Genomic DNA, 15,558 nt, shown 5'->3' with positions numbered 1-15,558 from the left:
TTAACCAACAGCCTCCTCACCTGAATTATTAATAATTGTTACCGGACTTGTACTATTAGAATTTGAACCTGTTCCATTTGGTTTTCCTCCTGTCGAATCAGGATCTGTATTTGTAGAAGCCTTAGATCCAACACCACGAACACTGATTAACTTACTAAGAAGATCAAACCAAAACGGAGCGCCCAAAGTGACCGCTAATGCTGTTATCAGCCAGCCTATAATAGTTTCTAATTCTCCTTTTTGATAGGAACTATACTGCAGCCATTTAGCATCTTGTATCTTGGGACATCGCGCGCTTAAAACAGTCATTTTATTCAAAGTGTCTTTGAACGTTGTTAAGCTATCAAGACTATTTTTTTCTATTTTTTTACTTACCGAATCTTTCTGTTTTTTTAACTCTTTAATGTCTTTATTCAGTTTGTCAATACTATCTTTAAAAGCTGGTTTTAATAACAATGACTCTTTGTCTTTTAATTGTTTATCGTAACTACTAATTGTTACCAGAAAAGTTTCAATTGATGTAATTTTTTCTCGTAAAGCGCTCATGTTTTTCTTTACTTCTGATACTTTTTTATCACATTTAAAATACTTTTCACAAGTAGCACACGAATCCTTCCACGGTCTTCCTAAACCCATAATACTCTCAGCTTCCTTAGCATCCTTGGCTACCATATCATATGTTTTTTGAAGATCTGTTTTATTTTGCGGCAGCGTTCCATTTCGAATATTATCAACAGCCTCAGCATAATTGCCCTGATCTTTAATAGCCATTTGAACAAGCTGTTCCCTTGCAACTTTATCTTTGCTCAGAATTCTATGAATAGCAATTGTGTCCAGATTAAAACTCCAAGCCATTATAAAACCAATAACAAACAACACAACTCTGGTATATCTTCTATACCAGCCCGTTGTTCTCTCCATTGTATCGTTGAACCATTGTTCCAGCTTTGATTTAAATATGTCAATATCCGCACCTGATTCCTGCCAAAGTGATCTTAGAAAAAAAGCGGTATTTGGATTTATTTCAATAGTTTGAGAAGCAGTATCTGTATCAACTTCCCGAAGATTATCTGCTTCAATTAATAGTTTAAAAGCTGGATTTGACTTATCTGCCTGAGCATTTTTGTTGCTAATGGGTAATTTGTAAATTGTACCATTTATTATCGATTGATTAATGGTTTGTACCGCTTGTGATTCGGGCTGATTAAAACCTTTTAATAAATCGATAATTACTTTCGAAAAGTTAGCTGCTGTCAAATAAGCAGGCTTACTGTAGTAGTTATCTTCTGCCAGATATTTAATTAATGGATGCGAATAAAACCAAACTGCCACTTGCTTGTTTTTGAGTATGTTCACTACTCCAAACAAATGAAGTGTTCCATATATCCTATCATCAATAAAAGAGGACCATCCTACCTTTGTTTTACCATCTTCCAACATTCTAAGAATGGCTTTCTCGAGCAGTTTTGCTCTAAAAGAAAATCTTACAGCAATCATTTCCTGAATTATTGTTGCTAAAAGACTATACAGTAAAAAAATGAAAGTAAGTCCAATAAAAACATCGAGGGCTACATTATTTATCATATCGATAATATTTAGATATTTATAAATGTCAACTTTTGTGAATGCGATCAGAATTGTAAACAAACCTGATTAATAGTATTTGTTCAACTAAATGAAAATATGTCAAAAAAACACCGAATCCAGTACTCTTTCTTACATAATATCTAAATCAACAAAACTAGTTAAAAATCTAAAAATCAGATAATTAAAAATAAATCAAAGTTAAAAAAAATAAATAATATACTACAACGTAAAAACACCTGTTTTGCAAAATGGTAAATATAATAGCCAAAAAAAATCGATATTGAAGCTTTTATAATATCGTATTTTTAAAGGCGGGATAAGCAAAAAAACTGTTACAGAAACAATCTGATTCCTTTCTTGATTTTCTCAACGCCTCTTTCTTTCATTAGCCTAACGGTATCGAGCATTTTGATTAAATAAATGCAGAACGTTACCAGGTCAAATCCAGGATCTTGGGCATTTTTTTCTGTCCGGTAAAAAATAACTTATAAAAAACACCAATTCAACTAGGGGATTAATACCTTTTTTGATACTTACTATATAACTATCAACTACTATACATCAATTCTAATCTAAGACAATTTTTGAAAAAGGAATTAAACATTCTAATAATTGGCGACCATCCAATTATTACAGAAGCTTACAAAAGAATTTTTTTCGATAATAATAATTACGAAATAAACTCACATATTGTTAAGTCTTATGGTGAAGCTCTGGTGATTTTAAACAGCAACAACTTTGATGTGGTTTTCATTGATTTTGAATTATCCTCTTCAAATGATAATTTACATATATCAGGAGAGAGACTAACTATTTTGATAAGAAGCAAGTTTCCTAAGACCAAAATTATATTGGAAATATCCGAAAATAAAGCAAAGATGTTTTCTATTTTAAAAAACATTCCCTTTCATGCTTTATTAATTAAAAAAGATGCCACGCCCGAGATCATTCTGGAAGCGCTAGATGTTGTTCTTGCAGGTAATTCATTTTATAGCCTGACAGTAAAGCTTTAAAAATTATCGCCGAAAAGCAAACTTTTATTCTTGATGAATTAGATTTCAAAATTCTGCAGAACCTTTCTCAAGGTGTGAGAACAAAAAACCTCGTGAAATTTATTCCTTTATCGTTAAGCGCTATAGAAAAACGAAAAAGTAAAATAAAAGAACTTTTTAATGTAAAAAGCGATGAATCATTACTGGATAAAGTTAGAAAAGAAGGTTTTATATAAGATTACAACCTTTTAAAAAACGCCAAATAACACATTAAAAATCAACAATTTGAATTAAACTAAAATTATTGATTTTTAATATTTCATTTTCCCATTTTCTCATTTAAAGCTGCCATTACCTTTTCTTCCTTGTCCGTTATCAAATTGGCTTTTGCCCCACATTTGCGGCTGCCAGGAAAATTGAAGTAAAAAATAATTACTATTTCTGTTCGTCAGACTTTGTTGATATCCGTTATCAGAACTAGTATAGTTTACAAGATAATTTTGTTTTGTCAAATCCATTATAACAAAACTGATAATTCCGTTTTCTTTCTTAAAAATTCGTTTTTCGATATTCATATTTAAAACAAATGGAGTCATTTTTTGCTCACTATTTGAAGTATGATTTATATTTTGCTCTAAATAAAAATTCATATTCCAGGTTTTAGCAAAATATAGATTTAGGTTTAAATTGCCCTTAAACAATTGATTGAAAGTCTTGACCGGAGACGCAGAATTTCGGTCTACCTGAGATAAATATTCTAATGTTGTTGTAATTTCTAACCATTTTTTGGGATGAAACATAAAATCAGCCTTCCAGTTTTGCATTGTTGATTTTCGCATTTCGAGCGCTTCATTTAGAAAATATGGATTATCAGATTGTGAAATATAACCATTTAGTTGAATATTCGAATCAAATATGGATAAGCTTTTTCCAAAATTAAAATTTATCATCCTCGATTTCTGACCATCAATATTAGCAAAAGTATTAACCGTTGTAAGTGTATTTTTATCAGGATCTACAATCGTACTTGTTACAGCTCCAACGCCGTTTTTAGAAGCCATGGATAAAAACCTTATTGAGGTATTAAGCTGGAGACTTCTAAAAAATTTGGAGTATGTAATGTTATAATTTAGTATTTCTGAATTTTTTAAATTAGGATTTCCAATAGTTGTATAGTAAGGAGTTGCATTATTTGGTACAGGATTTAGTGCATTTAATGAAGGCTGTCTAAAATTTTGAGAAACTAAAATGCGTAATTGTCCAAACGCACTATTATTATATGCAACATCAAACGCAGTTTCGGGCAGTAAGTCGTAGCGGCTTACTTTGTTTTTTTCGAGCCCAATTTCTCCTTTTATCCAATTATTTCTCATTCCAAAAACAGGAGATATCGTTAAACCATTTTTCAGAGCATATTCCGTTTTAAAGGAAATAGGAATCTGATATGTTACATCTTTTTGGAAATAACTCAAAGTAGGATCATAGCTAATAGATTCATTTTCGGCTATCGAAGTATTGGTATCATTTAAATTAGCATTGCTGTCGAAATTAAGATTTGCTTTAAATTTCAATTGTTTATTGTAATTCCAATTCAATTCATTTTTGATCGAATTTACAAAACCCCTGCTTTTAATATTTTTAAATTGATGCAGCGTACTATCAGCGGCAATAAAATTTAATGTGTCTTTGTAAATATTGGTAATCGAATTATTTTTTGATCTATTGGCATTGTAAGCACTTATTAACCAAAGATTAAAAGATAAATTTTGATTAATATTAGTACGATATTGCGTATTGAAATTGTAGGCAAGTTTTTTGGAATTTACTGCAGAATTTGCATCTTCAAAATTATCAATTAACCCTGATTGAAGACTTTTATTGGACGAATTTGAGTCATTTGTACCAATAGTCACAGCGAGGGCCCCAACAAGGCTGCTGTTATTTTTAAAATTAGAGACAAAATTATTGGTCAAATTTAGATTACCATTTTCAGATGTAGATTCTCTAACTGTTTCTTTGTACAAATTACCATCTTCATAATAATTTTCGCCAATTGATTTAGCAGTATTTTTATTGATAGTACGAGAATATCTTAAATCACTAAATAAGTTTGTATTTTTAAATTTAAAATTCTTTGCAATTCCGGCGTTCATGTTTTTTAACCGCCCATTCATACCTTCAGAATTTGTGCGCATTAAAATAAAATTTTGCTTCGCCAATGAACCGGGAACTGTCGTGTTCCTGATGCCTAAAGGTTCTTGCTGATAATCTCCATATGCCGAAAATTGATTGGATTCATCAATATTTTTTATACTTGCCGCTGCACGAATTCTGGATTGTGATCCACCTTCGCCAGTAAAATCAAGCATTTTTCCGGCAGATTTATCGGCTTTGGTTACAATGTTTAATACTTTGACAGACTTATCGGTTTTCAGCTTTTTGGAAGCATTGCCCGATTCGTCCATATCGATAATTTGAATACGTTCTATAATATCTGCAGGTAATTCTTTAATGGCCTCTCTAACTGATCCGTTAAAATATTGGGCACCGTTAAAAAGCGTTTTCACAACCTCTTCATCATTATAAAACACAGTTCCGTTAGCATCAATTCGTACACCTTCCATTCGTTTTAACAAATCTTCAAGCCGTGCAAAATCCCGAACAATATAATCTTTAGCCCAAAACTCAGTGGTATCACCTTTTATCGCGGGTCCTTTCAAGCGGGTAATAGTAACATTTTCCAGCTGTTCTTCTTTTATTCCTAGCTGAATAGGCGGCAAATTAATCAGTGTTTTGGTATCGTTATTAAAGTACTTTCGGTTGAACGATTGATGCCCTAATGCTTTTACACTTATAAGAAAATCAGCAGAACGAACTTTTGCAAAACCAAAAAATCCGTAAATATTAGTTGTCGCTTTTAATGTGTCTTTTGCCGAAATCAATCGAATATCTGCACCACTTATAGGTTTGTTTAACGAATCACGAAGTATGCCAGTTACATTTCGCACAGTAGAGGGAGTTGTTTGAGCTGTTAAATTTGCATTACTAAAAAGAAAACCGATTACTATAAAAAGTAGATTGAAATTAGTCTTTCTTATAATAAAAGATCTGTAAAGTTGTTTTTTAAACATGTAATTTTATTTGGAAAATATATTTTAATAGAAGAGAGAAAAAACCTGCTATGATATATTTTAATAGCAGGTTTTTTTAATGTATTATGGATACTCTTCCCAAGGAAAATTAGGATATTCAGAAAGATCAATATTCGAGCGATAATCACAACCTAGTATCGAGGGATTAAAAGCTAGGCCATTAGGACATCCCATCACATTGGTTGTAAAATCAGAATTGTCGCAGAAATAGAATGAAAATGGATTTGTAGAATTTTTCAATATGGCACCATCTTTTTCATATCCTCTACAGGCGCTTGCAAAATAAATTGCTCCAGAAACAAACCGTCCCGTATCGTGAATTCTTAAAAACCATTCTTGCGGTGTATATTGCGCTAATGAAGAAGCTGTTACGCAAATAAATAATAAAAGTGAGAGCATGTTTTTTTTCATATTTACATTTTTAAGGTTACTTATTAAATTCTTTTTGAATTGTATTTTAAATTGCCTGAGATTATACGATTGCTTACTTACGATTAATTAGCATTTATAATTCGTTTAAATCAATCGATCCAAAAAAGGAAGTTGGTGTCATTTTATCCAAAAACTCTTTTTGGCTGGTGCTTTTATTGCCTCCACCCACTACAGACGACCAGGGCATCTTAAAATTGTACGCTTGGCCCCGCATTGAGATTCCGAAATGAATGGTTTTATCCAAATTGTATTTTTGTAAATAAGCTAAAGGAATTTGAATTTCGGCAGTAAAAACATTTGGATTGGCAGGAGTCGCCATTTCATCCACTACTCCGTTTCTTATTACAAAATACTGAATATCTGTAACTTTCCATTCTACCAAAATACCTGTTTCATTGTAAGTTGCTAACTGCTGGTTTAAAACTCCGTTTAAATTTTTTACCGAAAAAAAATCGTGTGTGTATTTTTGATTTTTGTTAGTCTCAGTATCTTTAACCCTATTAGCGAATAGCACTTGTAAACCAGTCGTGTCGGCTTCTTTATTAGAGAAAAAAACCTGTATACCTCCTCCGTTAAATTTGGAAGCATTTTTGTTTTTTAATATGCTTAGGTAAAGAAACTGATTGTCTTTTTTAAAAGCATAATACAAGTTGTTTTCGTTATCATACTTCATTTTTTTACTATCTCCCCATTCGCTGAGATCACCATCAACAATGACTTGCGCTTTTAGCGAAATTGAAAATAACAGAAGAAAGCCGTAGAAAAATGGTATCAAATAATTGTATTTTTTCAAGTTTTTATCTTTTTAAGCAGTAAATTGATGCTGTTAATACTTTATAATTCTTTAACAAGATTTTCATGTATCTTGAAATATTGATTTGAACTATTCAAACTTTTTTGCAATATTTCTTTTATGTAGAAAATTCTATCCACATGAATTTTATTGTATTTATAATAGTACCCTTCAAGGAGTGCACTCATAAAACCGGGACTTTCGTGATTAATTTTTGAGATTTCCTTAAAATTTGATTTGGAGATAAAATGATCCTCTTCTAAAGCGATATAACTTTTTAGTAATGTTGATTTTTTCTCTAAATCTCTTGAAATAAATTCTTTGGTTTCCTCTTGATTTATTTTATCTAAAAAACTGCTAAAAGCATATAAGTCCGCTCCTTTGTGTATGTTTTTAATGTTATTATTCTTGTCTAAATAGAGAACTGTAGGAAAAGAATACCCTTCGAGCACATGAAACAGCCACATATTTTTGCTGTTAAAATCATTTATACTAATTTGATAAACCCGAGTGTCTTCTGGCAATTTAGGGAGAACTAATGCTTCAAAGTTTGCATCAAAGTACTTATAGAAAATTTTACAAGCATCACATTTATCATTTTTGATCAATAATAAAATAGGATGATTTTCAGTATTTTGATGAATCAACGCACTGACAGACGTTTTTTTGTCTAACTTCTTTATTGTGTTTTTCTCTGTACACGAGAAAAAAGTAATAAAAATAAAAGATGCAAAGATTACATACAGGAGTTTTTTCATGTTTTAAATCAGCGTAATATGTTAGGTAAAAAACCTTGAAAACAGTAATATATTTTTTACAAATATATACGCTCTTTATAAATCTCAATTGTGGCAAAACCGTAAATTTTACCAGTATTTCTCTCTACTTTTTCCTTTTCTTCATTATCAAATTTAATTATTCAAATATTTGTTATCCTCCAAATCTTACATGTTTTTTTAATCAATAAGATTAATTTACTGAATAAATTGATTAATTTTAATCTTAAAATTCTTAGATAAAGACAATAAATTTATAAATTTTATAATAATAGCTTAACTTTAAAGGTCCTAAATTTGAATTCTAACAACCTTATTTCTTAACAAATGAAACACTTTTACCAAACTCGCCATCTTATGGCTTTTTTAAGTCTTTTTTGGTGCTTCTCAATGTCCTTATTTGCACAAGGAACATCTCCGGCACCTCAAAATTTGCCATATGTACAAGATTTTTCTTTATTAGAAGCGACCTCTACCGCATATCCCTCGGGATTACAGGGTTGGACAGCAAGTACAATTCCCGGAAGTTCATACAATACGAACGCCATCTTAGTTGGAGACCGAACCTTAACAGCTAGCAGCTCTGCTTCTACTACAAGCGGTAATATTCATAATTATAATGGAAAAATTGGTTTTTTAAACTCCGGTTCATTAGACTTAACAATTGGTTTAGCAATTAACACATTGACAAAGTCGGGCATTGTAGTACAATATGATGCGATGGTAATTCGTAATCCTTATGACGGAACTGCCAACACTCGTATTAATGAAATGGTTTTGCAATATCGAATAGGCGATTCTTCTATTTTTACTACCCTGCCTTCGACTTCATACTTAAGCAATACTGTTAAACAAACCACTTCTGGAGTTACCTCTCCTTTAAATCCAGTTACTATCACTGTAATTTTACCAGCTGAATGCGACAATCAGCAGGTTGTACAATTAAGATGGATTTCTAAGCAAAACTCAGGAGCAGGCTCACGTCCTTCTTTTGCTATTGATAATATTACGATTCAAAATGACACAACGCCACCTGCTTATGCTGATGGATATCCTAAAATAGAAAATATTCTATCCAATGGTTTTGATTTTTCAGTTCAACTAAACGAAATTGGAAAAACGTATTTTGTATTATTAGCTTCCGGAAGTTCAAAACCAAGTGCTTCTCAAATAAAATCAGGTTTAGATGCTAATGGAAATACCGCCTTACAATCTGGTATATTTGATATTACCGATAAAACTTTGGCTTATTCTAAAAGCATTTCCAACTTAACTATTGATACTGATTATGTTGTTTACGCTATTTCGGAAGATTCTTATGGTAATATTCAAACCGACAGTAATCAGCTGAATGTAAAAACCTCTAATGTTTTAGTACCTTCAATATCGACAACAAAGACAGCATTGGATTTTGGTTTTTCAGAGCAAAATTTTGCATCAAAAACAAGCAGTTATCAAATTCAGGCACAAAATCTTAATGATGTCGTTACTGTTACTGCTTCTAATAATTTTACAATTTCAAAAAATCCAAATGATAGTTTCCAATCTTCTTTGGTTTTTAATGTTCTGGATTTTGATGCTAATAATACTCCTACGGTTTATGTGCGATTTACGCCTAATGCAACAGGTAGTTTTTCAGGACAAATAGACCATCAAACTTCAGGAGCAAGTACTAAAACGGTACTATTAACTGGTACAGGGATCAATCCTTATACTCAAAATTTTAATGATGTAAATGTACTTACAAACAGTGGCTGGACTGCTTATAGTGTAGCAGGAGATAAAATTAAATGGGCTAGTACAACGAGCCGTTTTAATAGTTCACCAGCCGCAGTATCAATAAATGGCTACGCTGAAAACGGAGCAAGTAAAGATTGGTTAATTTCACCTAGATTACATTTAGATAGTTTCGATAAATTTCCATTATTATCATTTTATTCCCGTAAATTCTATTCGGGTCCAAACTTAAAATTAATGGTTTCTGTTGATTACGACGGAACAAGCAGCCCTGAAACTGCAACGTGGACAGAACTTCAAGGTGATTTCCCTTTGACTACAGGAGTATTTAAGGCTTCTAGTTTCATCAATTTAAGTGCTTATAAATCTGACAATACTTATATTGCCTGGGTATATGAAACTACCGCTGCAGGTGCAGACAATGCAGCCGAATGGACAATAGATGATGTAAGTATTACAAATGAAGCAACATTTTTAGCTTCTAATCCTAATTTAAATTTTAGCGAAACAAACGCAAATTCAACTTCAGATAGTCAATCATTTGTTTTCATGGCTGGAGGTTATGGTGATTTTAATATCTCAGCACCATCCAATTTCCAATTATCGCTTGACAATACTAATTTTCAATCAAGTCTTGTTGTTTCTGCAAACGATGCATTAGCAGGTAAAACTATTTATGCCCGTTTTGCACCTTCAGTAAAAGCATTAAGTTTAGAAGGCTCATTGACTGTTACATCTACAGGATTAAACCAGCAAATTGGTCATTTTGCAGGTTCTTCTTTTCCAAAATCTGAAACTTTCGATATTGTAAGTTACAACTTAGAGTTTTTTGGAAGTGATGTAGTTGGAACAAGCGGAGAATTTGGTCCAATTGACGATGCTTTGCAAGTTGAGAATGTAGCCAAAGTAATGAATAAATTAAATGCCGATGTTTATGTAGTTCAGGAAGTATCTGATGAGGCTGCATTGGAATCTTTGATTCAAAAAATAAGCATTAATGGCAAAACATTTGACAAAAGTATTTCTCCAGCGTGGTCTTATTCATTTTCGCCACCGGATCCTCTTTTCCCTCCTCAAAAACTAGTTGTTATTTACAATACACAAACAACTAAAGTAAACAAAACCCGTGTTATGTTTAACGCTTTGTACGATAATATTCGTGCAGGAAATACCAGTTTACCTAATTATCCGGGAGGAAATAGTTCTAGTTTCTTTGCCTCAGGACGTTTGCCGTATTTAGTAAATATTGAAACCAATATTAACGGAGTTAAAAAAGAATTGAACATTATTGATCTTCATGGTCGTGCCAATAGCGGAACTGATATTTCGAAATACAATATGCGTAAGTACGACGCTGAATTGTTAAAGGATAGTTTAGATGTAGAATATCCTAATGCAAACTTTATGATTCTGGGAGATTATAATGATGATGTCGATGTATCTGTTATTACTCCAAATCCTTCTTCGTATCAAAAAATAGTCGAAGATACTGCTCGTTATAATGCTTTAACTTTAGAAATTAGTAAAGCTGGCGCTTATAGCTACTTAGCTTCCGGAGGTTTTCTAGATCACATTATTATTTCTAATGAACTGACAAACGAGTACATTCCAAATTCTGTTGCTGTTTATGATCCACGTTTGGATATTGCAAATTATGTAAACACAACATCTGATCACGGGCCTGTTATTGCACGTTTTGATTTTAAGAAAGCAGCTCAAAGCATCAACTTCCCTCCTGTTACCATTACAGAAGCTACATCTTATGATCTAAATGCTACAGCCACATCTGGTTTAGCGGTTACTTACGTAAGTTCTAATGAAGCTATTGCAAAAATTATTAATGGAAAAATCCAAATAATTAGCGCAGGAACTGTAACAATTACGGCTTCTCAATTAGGAAACGAATATTATTTAGCTGCCGCTGATGTTAATCAGTCAATAACCATAACTGACACAAAATTACCTGTTATTATAGCACCTGCAACAATAACGCAAAGCAATGATACAGGAATTTGCGGAGCAAAAATTAACTATGTAGCTCCAGTAGGAACTGATAATTTTCCGGGAGCAACTACTGTTCAAACTGCAGGATTAACTTCAGGTAATGTATTCCCGGTTGGAACAACAACCAATACATTTAAAGTAACGGATGCATCTGGAAATACAGCAACAACTTCATTTAATGTAATTGTAAAAGACACAGAACTACCAATAATAAGCTGTCCGGAAAACATTATCCAGAAAAAAGATAATAGATTAAATGGTGCAAAAGTAACCTATTCAATTCCTTTAGCAACTGATAACTGTTCAAGTATTACTGTTACACAAACATCAGGATTGGCATCAGGAAGTGTTTTTCCAATGGGTATTACAACCAATACTTTCAAAGTAGTTGATGCAGCAGGAAACACAACCAGCTGTTCTTTTACTGTAAATATTGTGAAAAATTTACCGCCAGATTGTGAACCAAACGGAGGAGTTTCGATAAAAGCATATCCTAATCCTGCAACTGACTTTGTCAATTTTACGGTTAAAGCAGACAAACCAAAAAATATGACGATAAAATTGTATGATATCTTCGGATTTCAAGTTGTTGCACCAGTAGAAATAACAGGAAACGCAACTGAAAACACAGTGCAAATAGATATAAGTCGTCTTTGGAGAGGTATTTATATTTACACTTTAAGTAGTGGTAACAAAATACTATCTATTAATAAAATCATCAAGAAATAGAATAACTTACTTTATATTAAAAATGCCGGATTCTTTTGAAGAGTCCGGCATTTTTTTGTTCTGTAATGTTAGATTCCTTCGCATTCATAGCTAAGTTTTATCTAAAACAGACGCGACAAAATCGATCTATTTTATAAGTACACTTTTATATTTAGATATGTTTTTTAAAACAATTCCCGTGCCTCTAACCACCGCTCTTAAAGGGTCTTCTGCAATGAATACGGGTAATTCTGTTTTCTGAGATATCCTTTTATCGAGACCGCGCAACAGTGCTCCTCCACCTGCGAGATACAATCCTGCATTATAAATGTCGGCAGCAAGTTCTGGCGGCGTCAATGAAAGCGTCACCATAATAGCATCTTCAATTCTTTGTATTGATTTATCTAAAGCTTTTGCAATTTCACGATAACTAACGTGTACCTCCTTAGGTTTTCCGGTAAGAAGATCTCTTCCGCGAACCGTTATGTCATCAGGAGCCATTTCAAGTTCTTCCATAGCAGCTCCAACATCAATTTTTATTGCCTCTGCAGACGCCTCTCCAATATACAAATTATGATGTGTTCTCATGTAATACAATATATCATTGGTAAAAACATCACCGGCAATTTTTATCGATTTGTCACAAATTATACCTCCAAGAGCAATAACGGCAATTTCGGTAGTTCCTCCTCCAACATCTACAATGATGTTTCCTTGAGGAAGCATAACATCAAGCCCCATTCCAATAGCAGCTGCCATAGGCTCATGAATTAAAAATACTTCTTTACCATTAACTCTTTCGCAAGACTCCTTTACAGCTCTCATTTCTACTTCCGTTATACCACTAGGAATACATACAATCATTCGCAGTGCAGGCGTAAAAAAGTTCTTCTTTAATTCTGGTATATTTTTTATAAACCAGCTGATCATTTTCTCCGAGGCATCAAAATCTGCAATAACCCCATCTTTTAGCGGTCGGATTGTTTTAATATTTTCGTGTGTTTTACCCTGCATTAAACTAGCTTCTTTACCTACAGCAATAATTTTTCCATTTCTAATATCCCTTGCCACAATTGACGGACTGTCTACTACGATTTTTCCATCATAAATTATTAAAGTATTAGCTGTTCCCAAATCCATAGCTATTTCCACTATCATAAAATCAAATAAGCCCATAATATAGTTTTATTTAAGAACGCTTTTGTTACTGCTTTATTCTCTAAAAAGACGAAAATTTCACTACGGTTCTTGCTTTCTGCCAAATATTTTGGAGAAAAAACTAATCAAAGCCAACCAAATGTATTATTTTGTTAATGAGATTTTATGCTCAATGAGTCTGATTTTTTCTTTGTCAGGTAGTTGATTAAAAAAACAGAAGTACTACTTTGTGTTCATTTGAAATCATCAGGATATAAGAAGGTTGTAATCCTTAAAATTTATTTCCTTAACAAATCAACAACAACCTATATTCTCCTTCATTTTCTACTGGTGCTCTATGAATACAAGGCAAAACTTCTTGTTTTGGATGATCTACAGCAAGTCGCCAAAGATGTCCTAAACCTAGATTAACAGGTTTTGCATCTGTATTTAACTGATAATGCAAATCAAAATAATTTTCCTTCAAAAAGTCTTCGAATTCTTCTGCTGGTCCATCATGCAGTTCTTTTAGCTTTGCGCGAATTTCCGGAATCAGGACTTTTTGTTCTGCTTCCGAATTAGAAACAATATCACTTGCAGCTCCGTGATAAGTACATAAAAAAGTATCTGTTGCAATAGGCGAACGATCAACATGAAACGAATACACATCAGTCGATATGAAATCAAATTCGTCATCACGTTCATAACACTTTAGTAAATTAAGAGAAGGCGAAGCGCCAAAATCCGCTAATAATTGTAAATCGTTTAAGATTATTTCCCTTGCTATATTTCCTTTTTCGGATAGTTGGAGCGCGATTAGATCTTCGGGACAAACTTCTGTAATATTATCTTCCAGAGATAGTTGAGCTACGATCTCATTAAAATCGCCATCCAATTTTCTGTGCCAACATAGCGCATTCATTTCTCCTTTGAAATCGGTATTTATAAGCTCAGAGAAAGTAGAAACTAATCCTATTTGGCTGTTGTCAGAAAATGTATTGCTCATAGTATATATCAAGAAGTTCGTTACTTCGTGCTCACAAAATTATGTAATAGTAACGAGTTGAGAAATTTTTATCGTTATAAACATTTGAGTTATCATATTTCATCCTCAAAAAAAAAAGCTCCTGTTACAGCAGGAGCTTTACTTGGAAGTGGGTTTATTTACATTTGTATTCAATACCTAACTTAATTGTCTGGTTATGTGGTGTCGTCGTAATAATATCAACACCAAATGAGCCGTTGGATTTACGTCTTGTAATGTTTTTTAATACTCCTTTCTGAAAAATAGGAAACCCATCGGCATCATATTCATATGTATAGTCAATATTGGTTGTATCACGTGTTCCGTAGCGATGCGCAATAATTTCAATATTTTTAAGCATATTCTTGCTGGCGCTGGCTTCGTGAACTTGAAAATACTGCGCAATGTAATCAATAGACTGGTACTGAAGCGTAGGACTCTGTGCAATATTAGCAAGAATACGCAGTCCCAACGGACCGTCAAAAATTGGCTTTACTTTCATTTCTTTATCTTCATAAATATACTTGTAATCTGCATTATAATATTCCTTTGAATCATTATCAAACAAATTTTTAGTTGTCTTTTTACTCAGATTACCATTGGTGAATTCATAAGTATTACTCAGATCCATGCCATTATCATTGCCTTGCTTAAAAGTGGTAATCTTGCTTAGAAATCCGGCAGTATCATACTCTGCGTTAGTGTAATAAATTAGTTTACCTGCTGCATCATATTCTGATTGTTTGCTAACCTGCCCTTTGGTATTGTATTCCAGTTCATAGTGACCGTCTGGTTTGTCAGCAGTTGATTTGCTTACCTTCTCTGGTTTACCTGCTCCATTATAAGTAATAGTGTAGACTGTTTTAACAGGCGGATCAGAAAGCTTTCTGTCATTGACCATATTAGTTGTAAATTCAATCACCTGATCTTTATCATTGTACTTGACATCAATTTTATGAAGACCGTAGATAATCTGGCTTGGCTTCTTTTTACAATCCTGCAGATCTGCGATGGGATTGTTTACTGGCTCTTTTGGGGTTGTAACTTCTTCCTTTGGATCAGTTTCTGCCTCAGATGGCTCACTGCTGCAGGCGACAGCAAATAAAACACTGACAAAGGCTATAGCCAAAAAACGAAAAGACAATAAAGACATTTTAAAGGTTGTTCTCATGTAGGATTTTTTTAAGATTTTTTAAAGATAAATTCTGAATTTTTC

10 protein-coding genes are annotated in these 15,558 nt (G+C 32.8%); 2 read left to right on the top strand and 8 right to left on the bottom strand.

The window, feature by feature from the left end:
* Complete coding sequence (locus CLU81_RS23820) at positions 1-1,584, bottom strand: hypothetical protein (protein WP_144444554.1); 1,584 nt, start codon at positions 1,582-1,584, stop codon at positions 1-3.
* A 587-nt stretch (positions 1,585-2,171) separates the two neighbouring features.
* On the opposite strand from CLU81_RS23820, the gene CLU81_RS23815 reads away from it, so the two are divergent.
* A complete protein-coding gene (locus CLU81_RS23815; RefSeq protein WP_158235367.1) occupies positions 2,172-2,600 on the top strand; it encodes a response regulator in 429 nt (142 codons plus the stop codon).
* Between the two features lie 314 nt (positions 2,601-2,914).
* Here the strand turns inward: CLU81_RS23815 and CLU81_RS23810 are convergent, their stop codons facing one another.
* From CLU81_RS23810 to CLU81_RS23795, 4 genes are all read right to left on the bottom strand, one after another.
* Positions 2,915-5,710, bottom strand: coding sequence for a TonB-dependent receptor (locus CLU81_RS23810; RefSeq protein ID WP_099712107.1), 2,796 nt, complete (start codon positions 5,708-5,710; stop codon positions 2,915-2,917).
* Positions 5,711-5,794: 84 nt separating this feature from the next.
* Positions 5,795-6,142, bottom strand: coding sequence for a chitin binding peritrophin-A domain-containing protein (locus tag CLU81_RS23805; RefSeq protein ID WP_099712106.1), 348 nt, complete (start codon positions 6,140-6,142; stop codon positions 5,795-5,797).
* A gap of 94 nt (positions 6,143-6,236) precedes the next feature.
* On the bottom strand, positions 6,237-6,956 hold the full coding sequence (locus tag CLU81_RS23800; RefSeq protein ID WP_099712105.1) for a hypothetical protein: 720 nt from the start codon (positions 6,954-6,956) through the stop codon (positions 6,237-6,239).
* A gap of 41 nt (positions 6,957-6,997) precedes the next feature.
* Positions 6,998-7,714: a hypothetical protein gene (locus CLU81_RS23795; protein ID WP_099712104.1), complete on the bottom strand. Its 717-nt coding sequence runs from the start codon at positions 7,712-7,714 to the stop codon at positions 6,998-7,000.
* Positions 7,715-8,089: 375 nt separating this feature from the next.
* On the opposite strand from CLU81_RS23795, the gene CLU81_RS23790 reads away from it, so the two are divergent.
* Complete coding sequence (locus tag CLU81_RS23790) at positions 8,090-12,202, top strand: HYR domain-containing protein (protein WP_144444552.1); 4,113 nt, start codon at positions 8,090-8,092, stop codon at positions 12,200-12,202.
* 126 nt (positions 12,203-12,328) lie between these two features.
* Here the strand turns inward: CLU81_RS23790 and CLU81_RS23785 are convergent, their stop codons facing one another.
* From CLU81_RS23785 to CLU81_RS23775, 3 genes are all read right to left on the bottom strand, one after another.
* A complete protein-coding gene (locus CLU81_RS23785) occupies positions 12,329-13,357 on the bottom strand; it encodes a rod shape-determining protein (RefSeq protein ID WP_099712102.1) in 1,029 nt (342 codons plus the stop codon).
* Between the two features lie 268 nt (positions 13,358-13,625).
* Positions 13,626-14,324 carry a DUF1826 domain-containing protein gene (locus CLU81_RS23780; protein WP_099712101.1) on the bottom strand — a complete coding sequence of 233 codons (699 nt, stop codon included), beginning with the start codon at positions 14,322-14,324 and terminating at the stop codon, positions 13,626-13,628.
* Positions 14,325-14,478: 154 nt separating this feature from the next.
* The gene (locus tag CLU81_RS23775; RefSeq protein WP_099712100.1) at positions 14,479-15,513 is read right to left on the bottom strand and encodes a hypothetical protein; all 1,035 of its coding nucleotides are present in this window, start codon (positions 15,511-15,513) and stop codon (positions 14,479-14,481) included.
* Between the last annotated feature and the right edge of the window lie 45 nt (positions 15,514-15,558).

The sequence above is a fragment of the Flavobacterium sp. 9 genome (genome assembly GCF_002754195.1).
GTDB lineage: Bacteria > Bacteroidota > Bacteroidia > Flavobacteriales > Flavobacteriaceae > Flavobacterium.
The sequence above is the reverse complement of the archived record's forward strand: the minus strand, read 5'-3'. Positions and strand labels throughout refer to the sequence as shown.

Excerpts from the sequence above, each read along its gene's own strand:
- CLU81_RS23820 (WP_144444554.1), bottom strand. The coding sequence starts at position 1,584 with ATGATAAATAATGTAGCCCTCGATGTTTTTATTGGACTTACTTTCATT.
- CLU81_RS23810 (WP_099712107.1), bottom strand. The coding sequence starts at position 5,710 with ATGTTTAAAAAACAACTTTACAGATCTTTTATTATAAGAAAGACTAAT.
- CLU81_RS23805 (WP_099712106.1), bottom strand. The coding sequence starts at position 6,142 with ATGAAAAAAAACATGCTCTCACTTTTATTATTTATTTGCGTAACAGCT.
- CLU81_RS23795 (WP_099712104.1), bottom strand. The coding sequence starts at position 7,714 with ATGAAAAAACTCCTGTATGTAATCTTTGCATCTTTTATTTTTATTACT.
- CLU81_RS23790 (WP_144444552.1), top strand. The coding sequence starts at position 8,090 with ATGGCTTTTTTAAGTCTTTTTTGGTGCTTCTCAATGTCCTTATTTGCA.
- CLU81_RS23785 (WP_099712102.1), bottom strand. The coding sequence starts at position 13,357 with ATGGGCTTATTTGATTTTATGATAGTGGAAATAGCTATGGATTTGGGA.
- CLU81_RS23780 (WP_099712101.1), bottom strand. The coding sequence starts at position 14,324 with ATGAGCAATACATTTTCTGACAACAGCCAAATAGGATTAGTTTCTACT.
- CLU81_RS23775 (WP_099712100.1), bottom strand. The coding sequence starts at position 15,513 with ATGAGAACAACCTTTAAAATGTCTTTATTGTCTTTTCGTTTTTTGGCT.